Annotated in this window: 21 protein-coding genes, 2 pseudogenes and 1 riboswitch; of the genes and pseudogenes, 8 read left to right on the forward strand and 15 right to left on the reverse strand. The window is 34.6% G+C overall.

Annotation, left to right across the window (positions count from 1 at the left end; all coding sequences use genetic code 11):
- Window positions 1–40 precede the first annotated feature (40 nt).
- A pseudogene (locus OOL05_RS03370) lies at window positions 41–1,183 on the reverse strand (IS256 family transposase).
- Window positions 1,184–1,618: 435 nt separating this feature from the next.
- Entirely contained in the window at window positions 1,619–3,559 is a 1,941-nt protein-coding gene (locus OOL05_RS03375; RefSeq protein ID WP_264729803.1) for a hypothetical protein, read from the reverse strand.
- A gap of 435 nt (window positions 3,560–3,994) precedes the next feature.
- Between OOL05_RS03375 and OOL05_RS03380 the strand changes: the two genes are divergently transcribed.
- Window positions 3,995–4,426: a hypothetical protein gene (locus OOL05_RS03380; protein ID WP_264375480.1), complete on the forward strand. Its 432-nt coding sequence runs from the start codon at window positions 3,995–3,997 to the stop codon at window positions 4,424–4,426.
- Window positions 4,427–4,773: 347 nt separating this feature from the next.
- Window positions 4,774–5,397, forward strand: coding sequence for a heme ABC exporter ATP-binding protein CcmA (gene ccmA / locus OOL05_RS03385; protein WP_064085635.1), 624 nt, complete (start codon window positions 4,774–4,776; stop codon window positions 5,395–5,397).
- A gap of 62 nt (window positions 5,398–5,459) precedes the next feature.
- Here the strand turns inward: ccmA and argS are convergent, their stop codons facing one another.
- From argS to OOL05_RS03400, 3 genes are all read right to left on the reverse strand, one after another.
- Window positions 5,460–7,166, reverse strand: coding sequence for an arginine--tRNA ligase (gene argS, locus OOL05_RS03390; RefSeq protein ID WP_264375479.1), 1,707 nt, complete (start codon window positions 7,164–7,166; stop codon window positions 5,460–5,462).
- 179 nt (window positions 7,167–7,345) lie between these two features.
- Entirely contained in the window at window positions 7,346–8,161 is an 816-nt protein-coding gene (locus OOL05_RS03395; RefSeq protein WP_264729806.1) for a hypothetical protein, read from the reverse strand.
- Between the two features lie 259 nt (window positions 8,162–8,420).
- The gene (locus OOL05_RS03400; protein ID WP_264375477.1) at window positions 8,421–8,804 is read right to left on the reverse strand and encodes a hypothetical protein; all 384 of its coding nucleotides are present in this window, start codon (window positions 8,802–8,804) and stop codon (window positions 8,421–8,423) included.
- A gap of 178 nt (window positions 8,805–8,982) precedes the next feature.
- Here OOL05_RS03400 and OOL05_RS03405 point away from each other — a divergent pair.
- Window positions 8,983–9,801 (forward strand): annotated as a pseudogene (locus OOL05_RS03405) (IS630 family transposase).
- Between the two features lie 70 nt (window positions 9,802–9,871).
- Window positions 9,872–10,003 (forward strand): hypothetical protein, encoded by a 132-nt coding sequence (locus tag OOL05_RS03410; protein WP_264729808.1) that lies wholly within the window; start codon window positions 9,872–9,874, stop codon window positions 10,001–10,003.
- 451 nt (window positions 10,004–10,454) lie between these two features.
- Here the strand turns inward: OOL05_RS03410 and OOL05_RS03415 are convergent, their stop codons facing one another.
- Together OOL05_RS03415 and ubiE are read right to left on the reverse strand one after the other, a co-directional pair.
- Window positions 10,455–12,155, reverse strand: coding sequence for an ABC transporter ATP-binding protein (locus tag OOL05_RS03415; RefSeq protein ID WP_264375476.1), 1,701 nt, complete (start codon window positions 12,153–12,155; stop codon window positions 10,455–10,457).
- Between the two features lie 182 nt (window positions 12,156–12,337).
- Complete coding sequence (gene ubiE / locus OOL05_RS03420; protein ID WP_264375475.1) at window positions 12,338–13,036, reverse strand: bifunctional demethylmenaquinone methyltransferase/2-methoxy-6-polyprenyl-1,4-benzoquinol methylase UbiE; 699 nt, start codon at window positions 13,034–13,036, stop codon at window positions 12,338–12,340.
- A gap of 176 nt (window positions 13,037–13,212) precedes the next feature.
- Between ubiE and OOL05_RS03425 the strand changes: the two genes are divergently transcribed.
- The 3 genes from OOL05_RS03425 to OOL05_RS03435 all read left to right on the forward strand — a co-directional run bounded on the left by OOL05_RS03425 (window position 13,213) and on the right by OOL05_RS03435 (window position 16,520).
- Window positions 13,213–14,340 carry a Bcr/CflA family efflux MFS transporter gene (locus tag OOL05_RS03425; protein ID WP_458694717.1) on the forward strand — a complete coding sequence of 376 codons (1,128 nt, stop codon included), beginning with the start codon at window positions 13,213–13,215 and terminating at the stop codon, window positions 14,338–14,340.
- Between the two features lie 78 nt (window positions 14,341–14,418).
- The gene (locus OOL05_RS03430; protein WP_264729811.1) at window positions 14,419–16,329 is read left to right on the forward strand and encodes an ankyrin repeat domain-containing protein; all 1,911 of its coding nucleotides are present in this window, start codon (window positions 14,419–14,421) and stop codon (window positions 16,327–16,329) included.
- 56 nt (window positions 16,330–16,385) lie between these two features.
- On the forward strand, window positions 16,386–16,520 hold the full coding sequence (locus tag OOL05_RS03435; RefSeq protein WP_264729813.1) for a hypothetical protein: 135 nt from the start codon (window positions 16,386–16,388) through the stop codon (window positions 16,518–16,520).
- A 428-nt stretch (window positions 16,521–16,948) separates the two neighbouring features.
- On the opposite strand, the gene OOL05_RS03440 is transcribed toward OOL05_RS03435, so the two are convergent.
- From OOL05_RS03440 to pgsA, 8 genes are all read right to left on the reverse strand, one after another.
- Window positions 16,949–17,629, reverse strand: a complete 681-nt coding sequence (locus tag OOL05_RS03440) for a thiamine diphosphokinase (RefSeq protein ID WP_264375472.1) — start codon at window positions 17,627–17,629, stop codon at window positions 16,949–16,951.
- Entirely contained in the window at window positions 17,601–17,885 is a 285-nt protein-coding gene (locus OOL05_RS03445; RefSeq protein ID WP_264375471.1) for a SemiSWEET family sugar transporter, read from the reverse strand. The genes OOL05_RS03440 and OOL05_RS03445 overlap by 29 nt, the downstream gene beginning before the upstream one ends.
- Window positions 17,874–17,976: riboswitch (TPP riboswitch) on the reverse strand. It overlaps the preceding gene by 12 nt.
- A gap of 76 nt (window positions 17,977–18,052) precedes the next feature.
- A complete protein-coding gene (locus OOL05_RS03450; RefSeq protein WP_264687197.1) occupies window positions 18,053–18,922 on the reverse strand; it encodes an SPFH domain-containing protein in 870 nt (289 codons plus the stop codon).
- Entirely contained in the window at window positions 18,906–19,964 is a 1,059-nt protein-coding gene (locus OOL05_RS03455; protein WP_264375469.1) for a M23 family metallopeptidase, read from the reverse strand. The genes OOL05_RS03450 and OOL05_RS03455 overlap by 17 nt, the downstream gene beginning before the upstream one ends.
- A complete protein-coding gene (locus OOL05_RS03460; protein WP_264687196.1) occupies window positions 19,961–20,701 on the reverse strand; it encodes a YebC/PmpR family DNA-binding transcriptional regulator in 741 nt (246 codons plus the stop codon). Before OOL05_RS03460 ends, OOL05_RS03455 begins: the two co-directional genes overlap by 4 nt.
- Before the next feature lie 7 nt (window positions 20,702–20,708).
- Window positions 20,709–21,395 carry an outer membrane protein assembly factor BamD gene (gene bamD / locus OOL05_RS03465; RefSeq protein WP_264375545.1) on the reverse strand — a complete coding sequence of 229 codons (687 nt, stop codon included), beginning with the start codon at window positions 21,393–21,395 and terminating at the stop codon, window positions 20,709–20,711.
- A 67-nt stretch (window positions 21,396–21,462) separates the two neighbouring features.
- Window positions 21,463–22,419, reverse strand: a complete 957-nt coding sequence (locus OOL05_RS03470) for a hypothetical protein (protein WP_007302576.1) — start codon at window positions 22,417–22,419, stop codon at window positions 21,463–21,465.
- Between the two features lie 99 nt (window positions 22,420–22,518).
- Entirely contained in the window at window positions 22,519–23,061 is a 543-nt protein-coding gene (gene pgsA, locus OOL05_RS03475) for a CDP-diacylglycerol--glycerol-3-phosphate 3-phosphatidyltransferase (RefSeq protein ID WP_006012406.1), read from the reverse strand.
- Window positions 23,062–23,182: 121 nt separating this feature from the next.
- On the opposite strand from pgsA, the gene OOL05_RS03480 reads away from it, so the two are divergent.
- Window positions 23,183–24,502, forward strand: a complete 1,320-nt coding sequence (locus tag OOL05_RS03480; protein WP_264375467.1) for a malic enzyme-like NAD(P)-binding protein — start codon at window positions 23,183–23,185, stop codon at window positions 24,500–24,502.
- Window positions 24,503–24,533 lie beyond the last annotated feature (31 nt).

The following is a 24,533-nucleotide window of genomic DNA, read 5'->3' on the forward strand; positions in this document are numbered from 1 at the left end:
TAAAAAGGGAGTGTTAAATAAACTGTGTCAAACCTAATTTTTAGCTCAACTCAATTTTCAATCTACCAGGAAAGAAAATGTCGAGCTGGGATATGGTTAATGCCCAATCATGTACAGGCATAGTCCATTTCTCTTCCACCTTTTTTATAGCACAATATACCTGTTTATACAAGGCACTTATGCTGGTAAATGAGCCTTTGGTCTTGGTGAACTTTCTAATTTGCCTATGCAGCCCCTCTATGGGATTGGTAGTGTAAATTACCCTTCTGGCTGGGCCTGAATACTTAAAATAACCAGATAAATTCTCCCAATTGTTCTGCCAAAACCATAGGATACTTTGCACCCCATTTTTCATCCAATTCCAATAAATAATTCTCAGCAACTTCCTTGCTTGAAGCTTGATATACCTTCTTCAAATCACTTAAAAAGCTCTTTACATCTTTGCTAGCCACGTACTTCAATGAGTTGCGTATTTGGTGCACTATACACAGCTGCACTTCTGCATTAGGAAAGACGCTATTTATAGCTGTAGGAAAGCTTTTTAACACAAGCTATCAGAATATCATCTACTCCTCTCTCCTTTAGGTCATTTAGTACTCCCAACCAGAACTTCACTTTCAGCCAAATAAAAACCCAAAACTTCTTTTCTGCCATTTTGCTAATATGTTATACATACATTTGCTTACACAATGCCCGTCCTCCTTGACCTTAAAAAACCATGAACACTATTGGATATACAGATTGCAGCGGACGACTGCGCCATTCGTTGATTACCGGTAACAATTTGTCAGTAATACTTGATATCTCTTCTGCAGATATTTTATATTTCTTCTACATGCGATGCTATATCCCATGCCACTGGCATATGTACTTAAAACCTTTGCTTCAAGTTCGGTTGTTTGCCTTTTTCTGACTACTTGTGGCTCGAAACTTCCTTCTCTATCTCTTGGTGTCAATAGTTCAAATACTTGTCCGTAAAGTCTTTGAATTTCTTCGGTTGTTTTCTTCGCTTTCAGCCGACAAATGGTTTTCTATCTCGCCTTCCCTCTAGCAGTTTTTTTATAAATGGTGTTAATGCTCCATCTCTTCCTATCAATGGTCTTCCTTCTCGTATAGATGATAAGATATTTGTTTCTAATTCTTTATAGTCTACCAAACCGGTAGTTGTGTTTGCTTGACTCATTGTCAAACCTCCATTTTTTTATCAATTTATTACTTTACTTCTCGGTTTGACACAGTTTATTTAACACTCCCCCGTTGCAGAAAAGTTTACTCAAAAGGGAGCTTCTTATTGATACTTCTCAACGTTCTGTTCAACAAACTAGAACTTCCATATTTAAACACGTAGAAATTAGATTTCTTGCACTACTGGAATTTAAAGAGTTCCAGCGCGTAACGCTGGAATCTAGATTTTCTTGCTAAATCCCAGCTGGGATGACGCTTAGTTATGCAAGAAATCTATTTTTTATCATAAATAACTTAAATATTATATTATAAACTCTGCTAAATTTATTCTCACAACAAAAACTTCTTCTCTACTTTTTTTTGAGTAAGGTCACCAATTCTATTTTTCTAAAAAAGTGTTTTCTGAGCTGAAAAGCCCAGAAAACATTTAGTCTTATATAAAATTAGTATCATCAGAAACAGGATTATCTTCATAGTAAGGACTCGCTCTTTGCATATCATCAAAAACAGTTTTTAACAGTACTTCCTTATCAGTATCCCATGCAACTTTCTTCATGATTGGAATATAATCCTTACACTTTTGGTCATTTCCACAGTCCTTGATTTTACCATTAGCCTTTAGATAAGGCTTTAATAAATTATAGTGTATTTGAGTGTTATTGCCCTCTTTATCTATCATTTGTCCTGAGTTATTAACAAGTATCAATGGTGCAACTTGTTTTGCTTTCATAACATTTATTTCACCGAACTCTTTAACGAGATCAGGACATAATTCTCTAGAAAAAAAATTCTTGTTGCATTCTTTAGTAGCATAGTAGTCGTTAGAGTAGCAGAAACTCTTAATCCCTTCTTCTTGACACGCTAACTCTTGTGGACTATTAATGCATTTATCACATTTTATATCACTAAAGTAGCCTATTGAACTAAGAGTATCAGTAAAGGCAAATTTAAAATTTACTGCACCATAACCACCCTCTGCTCCCTTTTCTATATATGGTGCAATTTTAGGATTACCGTACATCTCAGAATACAAATTCTTTAATAAATCAGATGTATTAAAACCTTGATAACCTATCTTTCCATTTTCTCCATAAAAACGAGCATAAGATCCACAAATTTCTTCCTTGCTACAATCTGGGGTTATTTTTTGAGACGTAATTTCTCTATTTTCATCCCTTCCTCCATTAGTAACAGGTTTGACTACATTAGTTTCATCTCCTCCTCCATTAGTAACAGGTTTGACTACATTAGTTCCACCTCCTCCATTGGGACAAGGTTTATCTGTACCACTTCCTTTCTCTTTTTTACATTCTTCAGCTTCTTTTTTATACCACTCAGTCTCTGCTTTTGCCGTGTCAATTTTACACTGTATAAGTTCTTCTTTATCACTTCCTTTCTCTTTTTTACATTCTTCAGCTGCTTTTTTATAACACTTATTCTCTGCTTTTGCCATGTCAATTTTATACTGCATAAGTTCTTCTTTTACCTTGTCAATTTTACACCGCATAACTTCTTCTCTCTCTTGTCCAATTTCGCACCTCAAAGCTTCTATTCTTGCTTGCTCAGCTTCCAATTTTGCTTGCTCAGCTTCCAATTTTGCTTGCTTAGCTTCCAATTTTGCTTGCTTAGCTTCTAATTTTGCTTGTTTAGCTTCTGCTTGAGCATCATCATACTTTGCCTGATTAATTGCCTGTTCAGAGCCTTCTTTCATCTTCTCAGCATCTTTTTTACACTGTATTAACTCATCTTTTGCTTCCTTAGCTTCATTCTTAGTTTGTTCTACCTTCTCCCTTTCTTTTTGAACCTGTAATTTTAACTCATCAACTTTTGCCTCAGCTTCATTCTTAGTTTGTTCTACCTTCTCTCTTTCTTCTTGAACCTGTAATTTTAACTTATCAACTTTTGCCTCAGCTTCATTCTTAGTTTGTTCTACCTTCTCTCTTTCTTCTTGAAACTGTAATTTTAACTTATCAACTTCTGCTTTTGCTTCATTCTTAGTTTGTTCTACCTTCTCTCTTTCTTCTTGAACCTGTAATTTTAACTTATCAACTTTTGCCTCAGCTTCATTCTTAGTTTGTTCTACCTTCTCTCTTTCTTCTTGAACCTGTGACTTTAATTCACTAGCTTCTGCTTCTAATTTTGTAATTTCTCTTTGTGATTCCACAGCATCTTTTTTACACTGCATTAACTTATCTTTTGCCTTCTTAGTTTCATCTCTACAGTCACGAAGTAAATCTTCTTCTAATTTATCATCCTCTTTTCCCGCAACCTGATCTCCTAGATTTTCGACTTGCTCACCCTCTTCATCATAAAAAAGTTTGTTGGCATATAAATTACTATTATCAACTTGATCGCTATAGATATTGTTTGACATTGTGACCTCCTATATAGTCAAAACTGGAATTAAATTAGAGTATAAAAGCTAGGAATTCAACATGGGTAAAAGAAACCACAGCTCAGGAAATCTAAGGTTAACTCAGAAATTATTATAAGCCAAAATGATTAAAAATTTTATAACTTATATTGTAGATCTAGCATGATAACCAACAATTAGATTTTCTTCAATTTCCACCTTACTCACCAGCTTGACACAGTCCATCTTTATTCATTAGAGAGCCGTGATTCCTCTACTCTCCAATGATTAACACTTGTCAGTTTTGAGTGTAGTAGTTGATAGCCTGTACGTAAATACGTTGCTTTTGTCCTTTAGAAATTTTTAGTCTACTATCTTTATCCAGAAAAAAATTGTAAAATTTCTATAGTTATGGTATAATTGTAAATACCGCTTGCCAATAAGCTGAGTATAAAAATGCCATTCGGACAAATCATTACATATAGCACGATATTACTTACTATAATTGCAGTATTTCTCTTTTTGAGAAAAATATACAAAAATCATATTAGAAAAATTATATTTCCTCTAAAAGTTCTCAAAGAAGAGTGGGAAGAAAATAGAAGATTTAACGAATTATATCAAAAAAATAAGCAAAAAGAGTTGATGAAACAACAGGAAATGCTAAGGGAGAAACAAAAGAATATGCAAGTTTACAAAGAAGATCTAGAAATAGTTGATATAGCAAAACCGTTAGGTAAATGGACAAAGATGGTTATGATGGGTAATAGTTTAATGAAACATTTTTCACAATTGATACACAGAGAAGGTGATAAGAAAGGATTTTGGGAGCTATTTATAAAAGCTCAGTCTTCAACTAAGGGTAAATATAAAGGAAAAGGCAGATGACGTATCCGTTGTATAACCTGCTTTCTGGCATTAAACTTCTTAAGTGTTATAGTCAGTCAAGTATAAGGGTGTCATCCCAGTGCTTGACACTGGGATCCAGCTCTTCATGTAATCTAGTTAAAAATATTAATTTTAACATAAAGCAACTACTTTTATGCCAACCAGCTCAGCGTGCTTACTTAAAATTCCTGGATCCCAGTGTCAAGCACTGGGATGACACCATCTGCTACCTACAAACCCAATGTTCGTACAGTTGTATGTCAAACACTGACTGTTTGTTGTGCAAGCTATCCAATGTTCATACACTGAAGTGTTTAGGCTCCAAGTTCTCTTTAAAGGTCCAATAGATGCTTGAATGTAAAAATCTATCCTGTGCTCGTAATAACAAAGTATTATTTAAAAACCTCAATTTTAAAGCTGAGCCAAAATCAAAAATCTTAATCACTGGTCCAAATGGTAGCGGCAAAACCAGCTTAATCAGAAGTTTATCTGGACTCTTACCGCCAGTATCAGGCAATATAAGATACTGCGGAAAAGACATATATGATGATCCAAAATCCTTTATATCTTCCATGGTTTACGTAGGACATAAAAACGCCTGTAAAGATAGTTTAACAATTGGTGAAAACATAGAATTCTGGGCAAGAATACGGAACACTAGAGAATCAGTTATGGCAGCTGCTTATTGTTTAGAGTTGCAGCCTGTATTTAACATTAGATATGGTGAACTTTCTGCAGGCTGGAAAAGAAGAGTTGCGCTTGCTCGCCTTTTAATTTCTAATGCAAACATTTGGCTGATAGATGAACCATTCTGTAATCTTGATAGCACAACATGTGAATTAGTATTGAACCTAATCTCAATACGCTCTGAGCAGAACGGTACAGTAATTATTACAGGACATAGCTCTACAGAACAATTGTGTGACTTCAAGACAATCGACATACGTGATTTTAACAGACCTCTTGTATAATTTTTGGCCTTATTGTACTTACATCAATAATTTATTATCACATTTAATATTACGCATTAAAATTAACTCATCTCTTTCAAAGGCTCTATATTAAAAATCGAAAGTCCAGAAGCAATGACGTGTGCTAAGGCTTGGACGAGAAACATTCTTGCAGCGGTGAAATTTAAGTTATTCTCCAGTATAAAACGCATATTTAAATCACTTTTGCCATATCCCCATAAAACGTGAAACGCTTCTGCAACTTCAAGTAAGTAGAAAGTGATTCTGTGTGGCTCACAAAGCCTTGCAGATATTTCTACCACATCTGGCCACTTTGCTAAGGTTTTTATGAGGAATAGCTCCCCATCTGTCTTTAAAAGTGAAGGGTCTGCTGTTGGGAGCTCTTTTGGAGCATTACGCATTAACGAATGAGCACGGGCGTGCGCATATTGCACATAAAAAATAGGGTTGTCTTTTGACTGTTCTTTAACTTTAGCAAAATCAAAGTCCAAGACCATATCATTCTTGCGTGTTAACATTATAAAACGAGTTATATCCCTGCCAACCTCTTCCACTACATCCCTAGCTGTAAGAAAATTTCCTGATCTTTTCGACATCTTAACAGGTTTGCCATTTTCGAAGAAATTCACAATATTATGCAGTTTTACCTCTATCTTTGCTTGATCATCACTGAGCGCAGAGACAACTGCTCTAAGCCTTTTAATATAACCGCCATGGTCACTGCCGAGCTCTACGATCATATTGTTAAAACCACGTGATATCTTATCAAAATGGTAAGCAATATCCGATGCAAAATAAGTCCAGCTACCATCCTCTTTTTTTAGTGCGCGGTCAACATCATCACCAAATTTTGTAGAGCAAAATAACATTTCTTTTCTGGAAATCCAATTTTCATTCTCTTTACCTTTTGGTTTCTCCAGGTACCCTTCATACACTAGACCCTTATCAGATAATATCTTTATACTCTCTTCGATTTTGCCACTTTTTTGTAGCTCATACTCTGAAGTAAAGACATCATGACTTACTCCAAGTAAGTTCATGTCTTCCTTTATTATCTCTAAAATGGAACTTAAAGTATACTCTCTAATTATTTGATTATCATCCTCTTCTCTAAGCTCCTTGCCATATTTTTTAGCTAGCCCCTCCCCTATTGGTTTTAAATATTCACCTGGGTATAAACCTTTTTCGATGCTAATTTTCTCTCCCAGAGCTTCCTTATACCGCAAATATACTGACCGAATTAGCGTATCTATCTGCGCTCCAGCATCATTGATATAGTACTCCTTAGTAACTTTATAACCAACTTTCTTTAGCAAATTTGCTAAAACATCACCAAACACTGCCCCTCTTGCATGACCAATATGTAGTGGCCCAGTTGGATTTGCGGATACAAACTCAACATTGATGGCCTGATTGTTTCCAATGTTGAGAGTGCCAAACTCCGTTTTTAGCTCATTTATTTGTTTTAAAATCCCATGCCATACTTCCATTTTCAAGTGCATATTGATGAACCCAGGACCTGCTATTTCCACTTTTGCAACTTCATCAAAAGATTTAAATTCTTCTGCTAAGATCCCTGCAATCTCAACTGGATTCTTTTTTTCATGCTTTGCAAGCACCATAGCAACATTTGTGTAAATATCTCCATGCGCTCTATTGCTCGGAGGTTCTACAATAAAGTTTGTTGCATTCGTACTTATAACACCCCTTTGCTTCAACTTATTTAATTTGCTGGAAATTAGAGAGGAAACCTGCTTGAAAATGTTCATTTATTATACTGCTAAAATCTATAGCAGTATAGTTGATAAATGGAAGGAGTTGAAGGGTTATCTTAACTATTTTACCTTCATTTTCTCTTTTGCTTTAACAGGCTGATGTAACACTTGATAGATTAAACTTAGACAGCAACTTTTCGTATATCATAGCATTATACTCTGAAACCATAAACTTAGATCAACATTAATTCAGAATAACCAAAGTCAAAAAACTCCGGATACCATATAATTCCAGGTAGTTCTATTTCCCAATCCCAAGTTGTATTCAGCATTACTGTGTTGCCATCGTCGCAAGTATTAAACCATGCTACGTCATGATTACTACAACATGAATCATAACAATCGTTGAAACACAAATTATAATAATACTTGCAGCATGGGTGTAGTTTACACTCATCTACGGTAGGTTTTACCTTATTTCCTTCATCTACGGTAGGTTTTACCTTATTTCCTTCATCTACGGTAGGTTTTACCTTATTTCCTTCATCTACGGTAGGTTTTACCTTATTTCCTTCATCTACAGTAGGTTTTACCTTATTTCCTTCATCTACGGTAGGTTTTACCTTATTTCCTTCATCTACAGGAGGTTTTACCTTATTTCCTTCATCTATAGGAGGTTTTACTTTATTTACTTCATCTACAGGAGGTTTTACTTTATTTACTTCATCTATAGGAGGTTTTACTTTATTTACTTCATCTACAGGAGGTTTTACTTTATTTACTTCATCTATAGGAGGTTTTACTTTATTTACTTCATCTACAGGAGGTTTTACTTTATTTACTTCATCTACAGGAGGTTTTACTTTATTTACTTCATCTACAGGAGGTTTTACTTTATTTATTTCACCTCCAGTAGGTTCTTCTCCTCCAGTAGGTTCTTCTCCTCCAGTAGGTTCTTCTCCTCCATATTGAACAGCATTCGTTAGATTATCAGTAACACTAGTATATGTTTTATTATCATACTGGTTATTAAGATTATACTTTAACATAAAAATCTCCCATACAATTAGAGTTATATATAAAATTATTAATAGAACAAGGTAAAAAATTACACGCCGAATTAGTTATTAATAAAGCTCTAAATCTATAGATATAAGGGCATAATACATACCCCATATCCATAGTATAAATTGTTATGTTATTACCATATCACATCAGTGCTATACCTATCGTCGCATTATGCTTTCAGCACATAGTATCACTACACGTCCTTCACACCTTTTACACCCTCACTAAGTTTTATCGCCTTCAAAATAAATCGTTGTGCTCTGGAGCTAATTTTGCAACTGTATCAGTTCCTATCCCAGTTCTTGTTCCCCAACCACAACATGGTAGATTTAACACTACTGTGTTACCAGAATCGTGAGCATGATACCATGATGCTGTTGTACCATGACCATAACCGTGATTATTACCGTAGCATGGGTCATAACCATGTTTACAATGTGAGTTATAATCATAGTGGTATGGAGTACAATGATGCTTGAAAAACGGGTCTTGACTGTGACATAAACGAGTAGTATGACAATGCTCATCTTTATCAGGAATGCATATTGATTTACAGCCTGGAAAAGAAGTTTTGGTATTATGAGAACAAACGTTTTTTGGAGATGAAGTGTGATAGTGAGTCATAAATATCCTTTAAAAAATAACTATTAGACTATTATAGGATAAAATAATTAATAAATTTATAATCTTAATACTAAGATTGATATATTTAAAATTTCCTTTCCAGCCGTTATACAAGTATAGCTCTTTTCATAATAGTCCAAACGAGGTAAAATAAGGTTTTATAGTAGTGAAGGTAAGGATGCCAGCAGCATATAGTTATAAAAAAAGCAATGGAAGCACTAGAAGAAGGAGAAAGCAGGGAAACGGTGGCAGCAAGATTTAAAATTGGAAGAACTACGTTATGGGAGTGGCAGCAAAGAAGAAAAGAAACAGGAGATTTTCAGTCAAAAAAACTTGGAAATGGAGGTTATAATCACAAAATTACTGACTGGAATAAATTTACTGAATTTGCTAAAAAATATGGTGGTATCGGAAATGGCTAAGCTTTGGAGCAATGTTAGTATCCCAACGATCCATCGAGCTCTTAAAAAAATTGGACTCACACGCAAAAAAAGACATATGGATACAAAGAAAGAAACGAAGAAAAACGCGCTGAATTTTTGAAAATTATAGCAACAAAAGAACCTCAAAACTTAGTTTATATAGATGAGTCTGGCATTGATAACACCGAGTTATGGATATTGCCAGAAGGGACAGAGGTTTTATGCTCTAAAATCTGGTAAAAAAATTCAACGAATCAGTATGATTGCAGCCTTAAACGGCAGAAAAATAGTTGTTCCGTTAACATTTGAAGGCCACTGTAATATGGATATCTTTAATAAATGGTTTGAGCAGTTTCTGACACCGATTTTGAAACCTGGACAAACTGTTATCCTTGATAATGCTACTTTTCATAAGTCTAATAAGATTTGCTAAAGGAGTTGGCGCAGAAATTTTATATCTACCGCCTTATTCTCCCGATTTTAACAAAATTGAGCATCATTGGTTTGCTATAAAAAACAGAGCTAGTCCTCTATTCACATCTTTTCGTCATGCTGTTGATTCCGCTTTTCTATAAGCTTTTCGGACTATTATGAAAAGAGCTATAATAGATATTAGAGATTAGAAATTTTACTATGAGCAGAATAATGATAAGATTCCAAGAAGGAGCTGTCAGTAGTCAAACTAGTTGTGTTGCTGAAATAAATTTTGGTAGAACTGCTATGTCGCTGCAAATGAAAATCAAGCACCTGCTTATTATATTTTTAAGCAAAATGTGAAGCACATGGTAGACCATGTGCTCTTAGATGGCAGCACGTGCGTTTATGAATTGTTTAAAAACAATCTTCTAATAAAAAAAACCAAATCCATCACAAGGATTATGACATGTGTCATAATAGTTATGATGCGAGTTAAAATAATTATGGCAGGAATTAGTAGCACAAGGTACAAATGGAGGTGTACAAGCTTGTGCACAGTTCGATACTGGTACTGGTAAAGCTGCTGGTAAATTATAAGCCATTGGAGGTGTGCAAGCTTGTGCATAGTTCGATACTGGTAAAGCTGCTGGTAAATTATAAGCCGTAAATGGCAATTTTGGTAAATTACTGTAATTATAAACCATAATAATCCTTTGAAAAATACTATGATATTATTGTACTTTAAAATAATTAAAGATTTCATAACTTGATTGCTAAATCTAGCATGTTAACAACATTATGATTTAAATTTCTACCCTATCTTCGCCAATTTTGCATACAGCCCATCTTTACTCATTAGAGAATCATGAGTTCCCACTTCTTCTACTTTCCCGCAATTAATCACTATAATCTTGTCAGTTTTGAGTGCGGTTGATAGCCTGTGCGTAATTATAATTGTTGTTCTGTTTTGCATTAACTTGCTCAGTGCTTTTTGCACTAGGTTTTCACTTTTATAATCAAGAGCTGAAGTTGCTTCATCAAGTATTAAAACCTGAGGATTTTTTAGTATTGCTCTTGCTATTATGATGCGTTGTTTTTGTCCTTCAGAAAGTTTTAATCCTCTTTTTCCTACAAATGTATCAAATTTATCAGGCAGCTTATCAATAAATTCCATCGCATAAGCGCTGATAGCTGCTTGCCTGACTTCCTCATATTCAGCACACGGTTTGCCGTATAGTATATTTTCCATTATTGAGCAAGAAAATATCATGTGATCTTGTGGTACTAAGCCAAACAGCGATCTTAGATCATTTAGCGCAATTGTCTTAATATTCTGTCCATCGATAGTAATACTGCCTTCACTTGGATCGTGAAAACGGAGCAGAAGCTTTAAAATGGTGCTCTTGCCACTGCCAGATGGTCCAACAATTGATACTGATTGGCCTGCCTCTATAGAAAATGATACGTTATTTAATGCTGGCTTATCAGCATAAAAAAATGTTACATCGTTAAACGCAATTTCTTTTTGAATACTATTAATTCTTATAGGATTTTCGCCATTTACTATAGAGCTTTTCATGTTCGTAAACTCAAACAAACGCTCTACTATTCCAAGACCTCGTTGTAAATCACTGATATTATCGCTCAAATTATTTATAGCTCCTGCCGCAAGCGCTGAATAAAACACAAATGAGGAGAGTTCTCCAATGGTCATATTATTACTTAAGACTTCTTTTATTCCAAAAAAAAGCAAAATAACTAGCGAACCTATCACACACGTGATAACTAGAGTTACTAAAATAGCACGCAAGAGTACTAATTTTACGTATGATTTTGATACTGAGTTTAGATGTTTCTGAAAACGAATTTTTTCATTTTCTTCTAGTACAAATGATTTAATGGTTACTATAGATCTAAAATTTTCCTCACTAAATGATGCAAGCTCACTTAATTTATCCTGAGCAAAGCGTGCATAATTGCGAACTTTTTTTCCAAGTGAAGTCATGATAATGAGCAGTATGGGTATTATTGCAGCTGCATATGCGGTTAAATGTAGATTTGTATATAATAACATGGCAACACTGCCAATTAATATTACAAAATTTCGCAATATGGTGAGTAGGCTGCTATTTATTATTGATTGCAGCGCAGAGGTATCAGTAATGAGTGCTGAGATAACATCTTGTACGCCTGTGTTTTCAAAGAAACTTGGTTGCAAGTCAGTGATACTGCTATATAAGTCGTATCTGATTCTTGCGATAACTTTTTCGCTGCCAATGCCAATGAAATATAACCGAATAAATGCAGTGAAAGAAATGCCTAAAACTATCAGTATTGAAACTACGAGCTTGGTAGTAAAGTTATGCTCTGCGCCAGAATCAATTATGTTGCTTAAGCCCCTACCAAAAAGAAGAATCGTTAAAGCTGAAAATAGAACTGCAATAAAAGCTACGGTAAAATAATGTAGATTAGGTTTTATATAATAAAATAACTGCTTAATGTTAGATCGCATTTTATTTTTAAGTTAATTATATAGATTTTAGCTTCAGGAAAAAGTTACAATATTAGTTTACAGTGTACTTCGTTAGAGCAATACGTTCAAGAAACTTTAGCTTGATTTCTACTGAAGGAAAAACGCTGCGAAATTACAGAAAGTTAGCAAAAAAAACTACTGAATAGACCAGAGTTTAATATTCATTTTGTTCCAATATGTAATGCTACTATTCCATAGCTCATATTATAGAACTCAACATTCTTAAAGCCTATCTCTTCAATTTCCATTTTAAAATTAGTTTGAGTTGGAAATTCTCTGATGCTTTTCACTAAATATTCATAAGAACCCTTATCTTTAGCAACTATGCTACCAATTTTAGGAATTACTTTAAATGAGTATAAGTCATAAAATTTGGTGAATATCTCATTTTGATAATGCATAGGGGCAAATTCCAAGCAGACAAATTGTCCATTTTGCTTCAATACCCTATATGCTTCACTTAAAGCCTTTTTACGGTCAGAAAAGTTTCGAATACCAAAAGCTACTGTATAATAATCAAATTCAGAATCTTCAAATGGTAAGCTCTCTGCATTTGCACATACCCAATTGAAATTTAGCTGATTTGAATTTATTGCTTTATCACGCCCTTTGTCCAGCATGTTTTGATTTATATCACATACTGTAACTTGAGCACTTGGTTCACCTCTTGCTATTCTTATAGCTATATCTCCGGTTCCTCCAGCAATATCCAAAACCTTGGAGTTCTTTTTAAAATGCACACTACTTACCATCTTCTCTTTCCATAGCCTGTGCATTCCAAGACTCATTATATCATTCATGATGTCGTAGCAATTTGCTACAGAATCGAAAACCTCTTTAACTAGTTGTGATTTATCCATATTTTATATAGAGATTGCTTACATAATTATTTTAAACTTTAGCAGTTAAATTAATATACTAATGAGAAAAATATACTACAATTAAACATATTTAATCCAGTAAATCATTAGTGTCGACAGCTTTTTCACAAAATATCATCTCTCTTATTATGATATTATCTGTAGCAGTTGTTGATATGGCAACAGACTTATACTCAGTTGCATTGCCAAGTATTGCCAACTATTTTAAGGTGAAAGGTAATATAGCGCAGCTTACGATCAGTTTAAATTTAGTAGGAGTTGCAATATCTGGATTAATTTATGGCCCACTGTCAGACTATTATGGTAGGCGCCTAATAATGCTGATTGGTATGACAATTTTTACTTTGGCAAGTATTGTATGTTGCATAGCTGATAATATTATACTTTTAATATTAATCCGGTTTATACAAGGAGCTGGAGCTGGTGTTGCAGGCGTTGTCGGATATGCAGCAATCAGAGATATGTACTCAGGTAGTGAATACTCAAGAGTAATCTCAAAGTTAAATATGGTAGTAGCGCTTTCACCTGGAATAGCTCCAGTAATAGGCAGTTATATGATTTCACATGGATATAGTTGGAAATTTTTGTTTTTTATCATATCATTTGCAGCAATTGTTATGCTCATTTTTATTTACTTGAAGCTGCAAGAAACGCTCACTGTAAATAAAAATCAAACCAACATAGCAATCAATATCTTCAAGCAATATATATCAATATTCAGGAATTATCGTTTCCTTGGGTTTTCAGCCATTCATGGATTAACTTTCATTTGGCTTTGGGCATATATTGCTAACTATCCATTCATATTTGAATCAATGGGCGTTAAAGTACAATATTTTGGCTATCTTATATCAATCATAGTTATATTTTACATAATTGGAACTTTAATTAACAGAAGGTACGTACCAAAAATAGGAGTGAGCAAGATGCTAATCATAGGTTTGGTATTACCAATAATATCTGATGGTTTATTGGTATATTTTTATTTCATGAACAAATTGAACGTACTTATTCTTCAAGTTCTTTGGATTCCGAGCAATATAGGGCTTGCACTCGTAATCAGCAATAACGTAACTTCTGCTTTAGAAACGGTCAAAAGTATAGGGCTTGGTAGTGCAGTTCTCTCATTTTGCAATATGATGTTTGGGGCTATTGGAATATACATAGTAGGAAAATTCTTTTCTTATGGCATTTTACCAAATTTACTATTAACAGTTGTATGTTCTATAATTGCAATTCTTATATATAGTTTACTTAAATATACTGAAAAACACGAAGGATAATCATTATTTCTACAACCCAGATTTCATGAATTATTAATTACCTTACTATAGTAATGCAATTTTATAGAGAAGTGTTAAATGGATTATTTAATCAGAGATATAGATGCTGCTTTACTTGATGCTGCTAAAAGAGGTGATCTTAATGAAGCAAAGCGCCTAATAATTGAAGAAGCTGATGTTAATGCATATGATGGATCTCAAGGTAATTCTCTATATTGGGCTGTTAAAAATAATCATTCTGATATAGCAAAAGTTCTATTAGATAATGGAGCAGATTTTATTGCTTATGACTCTTCTCGAGAACGCCACGTGTTAAATAAATACGAAGAAGTAAAAGCTGAGCATTGTAAGGTTTCTCTACATCTGGCTGCCAGACTTGGCGACTTGAAAGCAGTAGAAGACCTATTAAAGAAAGAAGCAAATGTTAATACAAAAAATGATAAAGGACAGACTCCTTTAGATTTAGCTAAGACAGAAGAAATAAAAAATCTATTACAAAGCATAAAAGATGCCAATGACAAATTGCTTGAAGCTGCTAAAAGCGGTAATATTGATGATGTAGAAAATCTGTTAAATAGAGAAGAAAAAGTACAGGTTAACGCAGAAAATGAATTTGAAGAGACCCCTCTACACTTATCTGCTCAAAATGGACATAAAGACGTAGTGGAATTTCTACTCAGCAAAGGAGCAAAAATTGATGCAAAAAATGAATTTGAAGAGACTCCTCTACATTTGGCTGCTCAAAATGGACATAAAGGTGTAGTAGAATTTCTATTCAGTAAAGGAGCAAAGGTTGATGCACAAAGTGATGATCTAAGCACCCCTTTACATTTTGCTGCTAAATATGGACATAAAGACGTAGTAGAATTTCTACTCAGCAAAGGAGCAAAGGTTGATGTAAAAAATGAATTTGAAGAGACTCCTCTGCATTTTGCTGCTAAAAGTAGATATAAAGATACAGAAAGGATAGTAGAATTTCTACTTGATAAAGGAGCAGACGTTAATGCACAAAATAATGCAGGAGAAACCCCTTTACATTTAATTCTTCAAAAAATAGACCTAGATATAGATACAGATAAATTCTACACTCTACTGAACAAAAAAGGCATCAATGTTAATCTAACAGATAAAAATAAAGAGACTCCTTTGCATTTTTTTTTAAAAAAGAAAGCGATGGAGATACCTGAATTGGAAGATCTACTGAAAGTAGAAAGTATCAATGTTAATTTACAAAATATAGATGGAAAGACTCCTTTACACCTGGTAATTGAAAAAAACAACTGGAATACATTACCTAATGTATCGTGGAGCCGTGAAAAGATGGTCGATATTCTAATAGAAATGAAGGCAAATGTTAATGCAGTAGATAAGGATGAGAGGACTCCTTTACATTGGGCTGCAGGATATGGTAGAAAAGAGATAGTAAAAGCTCTAATAAACGCAGAAGTAAATGTTAACGCAGTAGATAAGGATAAGAGGACTCCTTTACATTGGGCTGCAAACTATGATAGAAAAGAGATAGTAGAAGCTCTAATAAACGCAGAAGCAAATGTTAATGCACAAGATAAATATGGAAAGACTCCTTTAGATTTAGCTAGCACAGAAGAAATAAAAACTCTATTACTAAAACCCCCCAAAAAAATTGATGACAGTATAGCATCAAAAGATAATGAAGTAGGTCAAGAGGAAGATGCTGGACAAGAAGGTAATGTCCAACCAAGTTTACAAGAACAAAAGGAGATCAGTGCAAAAAAAGAAAGTGATGTAAAAATTGAAGCTGCTGATAATGGACATTCTATTGACAGCTCTTTTTTTGATAATTTGCTTAATATAATTATGAAGCCCTTTTCTTTAATTGCATCATTTTTTGGTGGGTTTTTTTCATGGTTGTTTGGGTCTGACACTGACAAATCTACATCACAAACCGATGCTAGATGCGAAGGAGAGAGTAGTAGTTGCGATTACGATGCAACGAGAATAGATGAGTAGGATAACGCAAGAGATCTCTACAAGGAAGGGTGTCATCCCAGTGTCTGGGCACTGGGATGACACCTCTGGGCACTGCCGTCATAAAGGAACCAGTGTCAGCTATTCGGATGACACCATCTTGGATGGAAATAACGTCACGCACTGGAATGACAGCAGCAGATACTGGGGACAGGAAAAGGCCACTTAAATGACAAGAAAAGGCTACTCGGATAACAAGAAGGGGAACACCGGTTTCAATACTTGCACATTAAAGTTTCTAGGTTTGAGTAGTGGAATCCGATTCAGTGTGAAAATTAGCAAACTCCTTTTTGAGCTGTAGAATAAAATTTTTTATTTTAATGAAAAAATTGCTTCCGCATACTCAAGATGCCATTATAATGATGGTAGAGATATTTAGAGAGCTCAAAATCTATCTCAGTCTGCAGACCTTTTAACCAATTTTTCAATAAAAATTCAGCCACATCTGTTGTGTGTACATTCTGAATCTTTTTTATACAGGAGGATTTTATGTCCAGAATTCCAGATATTTGACCTTTACTTTAGCTAATAACAGGCGCCTGTAGTTTTTATAATTAGTGTTAACACGGTTTTTCTACTTTTTTTTTCTTAATGTTTTAACTCAATACACACCATCATCATTTACTGCTTCTAAATATATCATTGCTAAACACACGCCGCTGTGTATTTCTATAGATAACTCATTGCCTAAACTTCGATTAAAGCAAGAATTCTTTCCTGGAAAAGCAAGGTTACTAAGGTACAGTTCCCATTTTAATCCTTTAGTTGATATTTGAGCTTTCGGTATACCAAGTAAGGACATTTTAGTATTTTTTAGCAAAGAGGAAAAATAGGTAATACCCTTTTGTAAGGCGTACCCCACCATGGAAGGCGAAGGCATATAAAAGATACTATCTGTACTTGAAAAAATGTTGATATTTTGTAGTATATGATCAATTGCTCCTCCAGTAATACCCGTTACTATTGATGGCAATAACTTTACTGTTTTTAAGTGAGCCATTGCTTTAGAAAAGTCGCAATAATCTTGATCAGGTAGATATACTGTATTTAAATTAGCACGTAAATTCGGATTTATACTATCCAAATCTCCTATTACAAGATCAGGTTTTACGCCAATTGATAGAAGCTTGTTTGCTCCTCCATCTACAGCAATAACAGGTATATCTTGTTTAAAAAACGATGAATCAGGCATTTCTCCATTTAGTACTACAATAGAACGATATTCTTGCTCCACGCTACAATGTAGCATATGGTTATAAAACGCTCCGTGCAGTTTTTGCATCGTAGTAACATTTTTGAACAATTGATATTATACTGGTCACTAATCCAGCAATATTACTGAGTATCACAAAAGTTAAACCCTGACAAATACCGTAAATAAGCCAAGATGATGAACAAATAAGATAATTCACCAACATTAGCATCGATACGTCACGAGTAAGTTTTGTGATATATGCTCTATATACTTGAGGCAATAACCCAATGAGAGATGTAATGAACGCGATGAAGCCAAAGCATTCTTCAATATTTATATACATACATTTTCCTACGTTTGTTTTAACAAGATCAGGTTCAAAGGGTTGTACTTTATGTACTCTCAGCTTTTTTAGAGCACCCCTAATGCGTGTAATTTATAACATCATTTAGTCTATTAATCAAGAAATTAACAGTGACTTGCATTCATGAAACCCAATCGGCTTCTATGCTAATTATTATCCAAACTAATAGTCGGCTGTGCATCCTGCTCAGAGATCAGAGCAACTAGCAAATTGTTTATCAATTGAACCTTTTGTTTTCCATCCAATTGTAAGCTTTTATTTTTTTCAAAATGGGCTATTACTTCTTCGATAATTCCTATTGCATTTTGCACTATATGCCTTCTTGCAGAGGTGATGGCATGTGCTTGTTGACGTCTCAGCATTGCTTGTGCAATCTCAGATGAATACGCCAAATGCGATATTCTCGCTTCTGTAATTTCAATTCCAGCAATATTCAATCTTTGTTGTAGCATTGATCTCAATTCATTTGAAATTTTATCAGAATTTTTACGCAAAGATTCCTCATCGTTTTCGCTATCATACGGATAATTACTTGCCAGTTCTCTAATTACCGAGTCACTTTGCACAAAAACAAAATCATGATAATTATTAACATTATAATATGCCTTCGCAGGACTGCTCACTCTCCAAACAATTACTACTGAAATCTCTATCGGACTTCCATTAGCATCATTAACTTTAATTTTTTCTGTATTGATATTCTGAAATTTCAAAGAAACTCTATATTTACTCGAAAATGGAAGCGTTACGCATATTCCAGACTTAAAATAAGTTCCAATATAATGACCAAAAAACTCTATCACTCTTGCTTCATTAGGATCATTAACGAAAAATCCTTGAGAAAAAGTCAATATTGAAACAGCAGCAACTCCAAGTGCAATTGTGCTGTCATACACAAAAAGTACCAATAAAATTAACCCTAGCGCTATTAGTACAGGAAAAGCCCGAATTTTACTTAGATTTCTATCATTTATTGTATTTTTATCTGTACTGTCTTCATCAGATTGCTTTTTCACTTGCACCCTCTCTGCTGATTATTTCATCTACCTTACTTACAAATAATTTAAACTCTCTTAATTCACGATCAGGCAACTTTATCTCATTGCCATGAGCTATCGTAAGCGGATCAATATGTTTACCATTATATATAACTTCATAATGTAAATGAGGTCCTGTTGCAACACCAGTGCTGCCAACATAAGCAATGATTTGTCCCTGCTTTACTTTAGAGCCTAACTTTACATCGCTACTAAATTTGCTTATATGTGCGTAACAAGTTGAATATTTATTGTTGTGCTTTATTTTGATGTAATTCCCATAGCCACCATTCTTTCCTATATATTCTATTACACCTTCTGCAGTGGCGTGTATAGGAGTGCCAAGTTTAGCTGCATAATCTACTCCTTTATGAAAAGCAATTTTACCATGAATGGGATGCTTTCTATTACCAAAATTCGAGGATATACGAAAATCTCCGTTTAAAGGATTTACAAAAATTTCGCTACTCTTCAAGCTTACCCCCTCTTTATTAAAATACACTTCTTTTGCTTCTTGTGACTCATAATGATACAAGCTAATGACCTTTTTATCTGTTGTCAGTGAAGTATATAAAATTTTTTCTTCAGCCTTCTGATTACTGAGTGATTTTTCACACAGCACCTCCAATTTGCTTTTGGGCACAATGTCTTTTTTAAAATCTACACCATAACCTTTATATATGTCGATTAATCTCATTACTGTATTTGGCGCCAAACCTTCTGCGTCAAAAAAAGAGGATTTTATGTCACTGGATATGAATAACAACTTTCTATCACTTTCTGTCACCAAAGCAGCTTTTTTTTTCCTGATCCCGTGCTGAAGTAACGCTGGAAAGTGGTTTAGGTTGCTTTCTGTTATTCCAGTGCTTGAACAGTTTTTTAATCGAAAATGTTGTATAGCGTGCTGTTTACAATCAATTTCCAGTGTCTGGGCACTGGAATGACAATAGTATTTCTGCGCAAATGTTTCAGTTGCATATGCTGGTAAAATACAAAGCAGTGGAAGTATTACCAGCCTCATAGTTTATCAGCAAAAATAAAATTACCTTCAACATACTGCACATCATCATTATCTTCTAGCTCTTCAACTAATGTAGATAATTTATCAATTAATTCTTTGTCGCTCACTTCAATCAGGTCCTTTGGTTGCCATGAAAGACGAGCAAGTTCTGGTTCTCCAAATTTTGTATAGAAAGCATCACGCACTCTACCAAAATCTTTCACTTCACAAGTTATAACATATAATTCTTCCTTGTTATTCTCCTCAACATTCAATACTTCTAATTCAATTCCATAGTTAAATAAATCTTCAAAATTTATACCCTCTGCTTTATAGACAATTAAGCCTACATGATCGAAAAGGTAACTCACACATCCTGTTTCTCCCAAATTACCGCCTTTGCGAGAAAAGATATAACGTATCTCAGAAGCAGTTCGGTTGCGATTATTTGTCAGAGCATGGACAATAAGTGCAGCACCAGAAGGTCCGCAGCCTTCATATTGTATTTCTTCATAACTTTCTCCAGCAACGTTACCAGCTGCATTTTTTATTGCTGTTTCTATTTTATCTTTTGGTAGATTTTCCTTTCGCGCAGAAAAGATAGCAGAGCGAAGACGTGGATTAAGCTCGGGATCAGGTAGCCCTTGTTTTGCAGCAACTGTTATTTCCCTAATGAGCTTCGTAAATTTTTGCGAGCGCTTTGCATCCTGAGCACCTTTTCGATGTTTTATATTTGAAAACTGTGAATGACCAGCCATAAGAAAACTAATTCACCCCTTCTACTAACATATTTTCATACTGCTCAGCTTCTAAGTCAAGGCCAAGAGCTAAGTGAGCTGTTATTAAATAACTAATAACTCTAGAAGAATATTTAGAATCTTTATTGCTTATCATATCTTGAAAACGCTTAATTGCTGCTAAATATTCACCACGCTTTAGGTAAAATTCACCAATAGAATACTCTTTTTTTGATATATGTTCTGTGATTAATTTTTCTTTTTCTTTGATCTCTTCTATATATTCGCTATTCGGAAAAAGATTAATATATTCAGTAGCTAGCTCTAAAGTTTTATATGCAATTTGTTGCCCAAGCTGCACTTTGTTAATTTGCATGTAATAAGATAATACTCTTAAGTAATATACATATGGCAAATCTTCACCATTTGGATAAACGTATATATAATCATCCATATCACTTGCAGCACCGCTGTATTTACCCATATTATAGTGAGAAACCCCAGACAATAATTTGGCTTTCATTGCCCAATAAGATAAAGGATACAAATCCTCTATCTTTTGAAATGCTCTAATAGCTTGCTTATATTTTTTCTGATCATAAAGCTTAACTGCCTCCTCATATAGTTCAGTTTCAGTGTGTTCAAGATCATTCGCATACGACTGCGTGAAGGGGCAAGTCAGAAGAAAAAAGCATATGATTAAAGTCTTATACATAAGATTTTTTTTGATCAAAATAAAGTATAGACTAAATATTACCTAAATAAACAAATTTTTGGCATTATCATCGAACGAAAAGCGTCTCTTGGCCACCATTACCTATATTGCTCGCACCACCACCTATTGCAACACCCTTTCCACTCACTTCTACGTTCTCTAGCTTTCTACTATAAGAATGTGTGATCAATCCACTTCCTACCATCAAAAGAGCAATACCTACCAGACCTAAAGCAGGCCCAACAGCAGATGATGCTAATGCTACTCCAGAAATCAATATTATTTTCCTGATTAGTAATAAAGAAGAACCAGCGAGCATTAACTTAGCTGAAGACATATTGCTTGTCTTTTTTTCAAACTTCTCATCAAAGTCTTGCTCTTTTTCTACTTCATATTTTTTACTTTTCTTGTACTCGCGATAGCAGAAAGTAGCACTCGCTACAAAGTAAAATAGACTAGAAATTGAAAAAGCTACGTCTCCTATTATTCCTTGCTCCAATGCTTCACCTACTATGCTAGCCACAATAACTAATGTAACTAAAGCAGCATCAGCATAGTTAAAGTAATCATCAACGGTACAAGGAAGGTCTCTCTTTTCTTTTTCTACTGTTTTCCCACTTTCAATATTCTCCAATTCTCGTTCTTTTTGTGCTATTTTTCTATTATTATAAATTAAATATAGCGTGCAAATAAGGGATAAGACTGTGAAAGGTAATATAGTATGGCCTAATGAGCTGCTTATAAGGCCAAGTAATACCTGATCGCTACATGTTTTTTCGAGCTCAATTGCCATCAATAATGCAAATGGAACCATTGTTACCAATGATACACATTTCCTATGTAGCTCTCTTTTTTTTAGTGTTAATAGTTCTTGTTCGAGCTTTTTGCTTTTTTCTTCCTCTCTTTCTTTTCTGACTTCTTCATCAACTGTTGGCCAAAAATCCCAGAAAAAATCTTCCATTTTAGCACCTTTTTTACCTTTGGATCTTTTTAAAAAAAACTTAGTGCCTGTAATACTAGTCATATGAACAGACCAACTTATGAACTAATACATTATATAGGATTTTAATTACTAAGTCAATATTATGAAATTATTAACTTTCTTTGTATACTCTTAAGCAATTTAGTCAATCTGTTTGATGCCAGCTAGAACGTAATTATAGCCTGACCACATAGTCATAACAGCCGCAGCCCATAAGCAAACCACACCTATATATTTAGTTGCTTCATAATCACTCATTATTAACGCTACTATAGCAACCATCTGCAAAAATGTTTTAATTTTCCCAGCCTTACTCACAGGTAAACTAACGTTTGTAGCTATCAAGAACTCCCGCAAGCCTGAAACTAATATCTCCCTACAAACAATTATAACTGACGGTATAATTGTAATATCATCTATCTTATGCTTATAAACTAGCATGATTATTGTTGAAGCTACTACTAACTTGTCGGCAATTGGATCAAATAACTTGCCAAAATTCGATTGGACTTTCCATGCACGCGCTAAATAACCATCAAAAAAATCTGTAATGCACGCAAACATAAAGATCAATATTGTTATTAGACTTGCATACTTACTCTCTATATAAAAGCTTGATATTATTGCCGGTATTGCGAGCGCACGAGAAATTGTTAGCAAATTAGGCACGTTTTTCTTAAGCATGTCACATCACCCTACGTAGTAGATAAATTTATACAGAAGTACAATAGAGTTCACAAGCTAATAGTTGAACATTCATAAAAACCCCATATACTTAGGAAATTACTAACAATAAGCTCAAAGCATGAATAATGATTTAGATAACACCACAAAACAAGAAGCACTTAAGTACCATAATAAAAGTGGTAAACCTGGTAAGGTATCAGTTATACCAACAAAACCCTTATCCACACAGCATGACCTATCACTTGCTTATTCCCCTGGTGTTGCAGCCCCATGCCTTGCGATAGCTAAAAATCCTAAAGCTGTTTATGATTACACGGCAAAAAGTAATTATGTGGCTGTCATTTCAAATGGCACCGCAGTGCTGGGACTTGGCAATATCGGTCCTCTTGCTTCAAAACCCGTCATGGAAGGCAAAGCTGTTTTATTTAAGCGTTTTGCTGACATTGATGCAATTGATATAGAAGTTGACACAGAAAACATAGAAGATTTCATCAATGCAGTAAGGTATCTTGGTCCAAGTTGGGGGGGAATAAATCTAGAAGATATAAGATCTCCTGATTGTTTTATAATAGAGAAACGTCTAAATGAGTTGATGGATATTCCGGTGTTCCACGATGATCAACATGGCACTGCAGTAGTTGTTGCAGCTGGTATAGAAAATGCCCTCGATATTGCTGAAAAGAAATTAGAGAATGTCAAGATCATCATGAATGGTGCTGGAGCAGCTGGTATTGCGTGTTTGGAAATACTAAAGTCCATGGGCGCTAAGAACATAGTGCTATGTGACAAACAAGGAGTAATACACAAAGACAGAAAAGAGGACATGAATAAGTGGAAGGAAAAATATGCAATTGACACTAAAGAACGTTCTCTACTTGATGCCATAAAAGGCGCTGATGTATTCATCGGACTCTCTGCAAAGGATGTGCTCAGCGAAGAGATGTTAAAAAGCATGGGTAAAGACCCGATCATTTTTGCTCTTGCTAATCCTGATCCAGAAATAAGGCCTGAATTTGCAAAGTCTGTAAGGCCAGATGCAATAATTGCAACTGGTAGGTCAGACTATAACAACCAAGTCAATAACGTAATGGGGTTTCCTTATATATTCAGAGGAGCACTTGATGTACATGCAACGACAATAAATGAAGAAATGAAAATTGCAGCTGCAGATGCAATAGCGAAGCTTGCCCGTGAGCCAGTGCCGAATGAGATATCTGCAGCCTATAGCGGTCGTAAAATGAGCTATGGACGTGAATATATAATACCTACTCCATTTGATCCAAGATTAATTTCTATGGTATCTCCTGCTGTTGCAAAAGCTGCCGTTACCTCAGGTGTGGCAAGAAAGGAAATAGAGGACTGGAATGAGTATGCAAGTCAATTAAAATCTCGTCTTGCTAGTGCTCTCAGCACGCTGAATCTATTGTCTTCACAATAATCAATTGCATATTTTAGACTTATAATTAAAA

The organism is Wolbachia endosymbiont (group B) of Episyrphus balteatus (assembly GCF_947250575.1).
GTDB lineage: Bacteria > Pseudomonadota > Alphaproteobacteria > Rickettsiales > Anaplasmataceae > Wolbachia.

Coding starts and splice junctions, on each gene's coding strand:
- OOL05_RS03395 (WP_264729806.1), bottom strand. CDS start 8,161: ATGTTAAAGTATAATCTTAATAACCAGTATGATAATAAAACATATACT.
- OOL05_RS03410 (WP_264729808.1), top strand. CDS start 9,872: ATGATAAGATTCCAAGAAGGAGCTGTCAGTAGTCAAACTAGTTGTGTT.
- OOL05_RS03380 (WP_264375480.1), top strand. CDS start 3,995: ATGCCATTCGGACAAATCATTACATATAGCACGATATTACTTACTATA.
- pgsA (WP_006012406.1), bottom strand. CDS start 23,061: ATGCTTAAGAAAAACGTGCCTAATTTGCTAACAATTTCTCGTGCGCTC.
- bamD (WP_264375545.1), bottom strand. CDS start 21,395: ATGTATAAGACTTTAATCATATGCTTTTTTCTTCTGACTTGCCCCTTC.
- OOL05_RS03435 (WP_264729813.1), top strand. CDS start 16,386: ATGACACCTCTGGGCACTGCCGTCATAAAGGAACCAGTGTCAGCTATT.
- OOL05_RS03375 (WP_264729803.1), bottom strand. CDS start 3,559: ATGTCAAACAATATCTATAGCGATCAAGTTGATAATAGTAATTTATAT.
- OOL05_RS03480 (WP_264375467.1), top strand. CDS start 23,183: ATGAATAATGATTTAGATAACACCACAAAACAAGAAGCACTTAAGTAC.
- ccmA (WP_064085635.1), top strand. CDS start 4,774: ATGCTTGAATGTAAAAATCTATCCTGTGCTCGTAATAACAAAGTATTA.
- OOL05_RS03425 (WP_458694717.1), top strand. CDS start 13,213: ATGGCAACAGACTTATACTCAGTTGCATTGCCAAGTATTGCCAACTAT.
- OOL05_RS03460 (WP_264687196.1), bottom strand. CDS start 20,701: ATGGCTGGTCATTCACAGTTTTCAAATATAAAACATCGAAAAGGTGCT.
- OOL05_RS03415 (WP_264375476.1), bottom strand. CDS start 12,155: ATGCGATCTAACATTAAGCAGTTATTTTATTATATAAAACCTAATCTA.
- OOL05_RS03400 (WP_264375477.1), bottom strand. CDS start 8,804: ATGACTCACTATCACACTTCATCTCCAAAAAACGTTTGTTCTCATAAT.
- OOL05_RS03440 (WP_264375472.1), bottom strand. CDS start 17,629: ATGCAAAAACTGCACGGAGCGTTTTATAACCATATGCTACATTGTAGC.
- OOL05_RS03470 (WP_007302576.1), bottom strand. CDS start 22,419: ATGACTAGTATTACAGGCACTAAGTTTTTTTTAAAAAGATCCAAAGGT.
- ubiE (WP_264375475.1), bottom strand. CDS start 13,036: ATGGATAAATCACAACTAGTTAAAGAGGTTTTCGATTCTGTAGCAAAT.
- argS (WP_264375479.1), bottom strand. CDS start 7,166: ATGAACATTTTCAAGCAGGTTTCCTCTCTAATTTCCAGCAAATTAAAT.
- OOL05_RS03430 (WP_264729811.1), top strand. CDS start 14,419: ATGGATTATTTAATCAGAGATATAGATGCTGCTTTACTTGATGCTGCT.
- OOL05_RS03455 (WP_264375469.1), bottom strand. CDS start 19,964: ATGAGGCTGGTAATACTTCCACTGCTTTGTATTTTACCAGCATATGCA.
- OOL05_RS03445 (WP_264375471.1), bottom strand. CDS start 17,885: ATGTATATAAATATTGAAGAATGCTTTGGCTTCATCGCGTTCATTACA.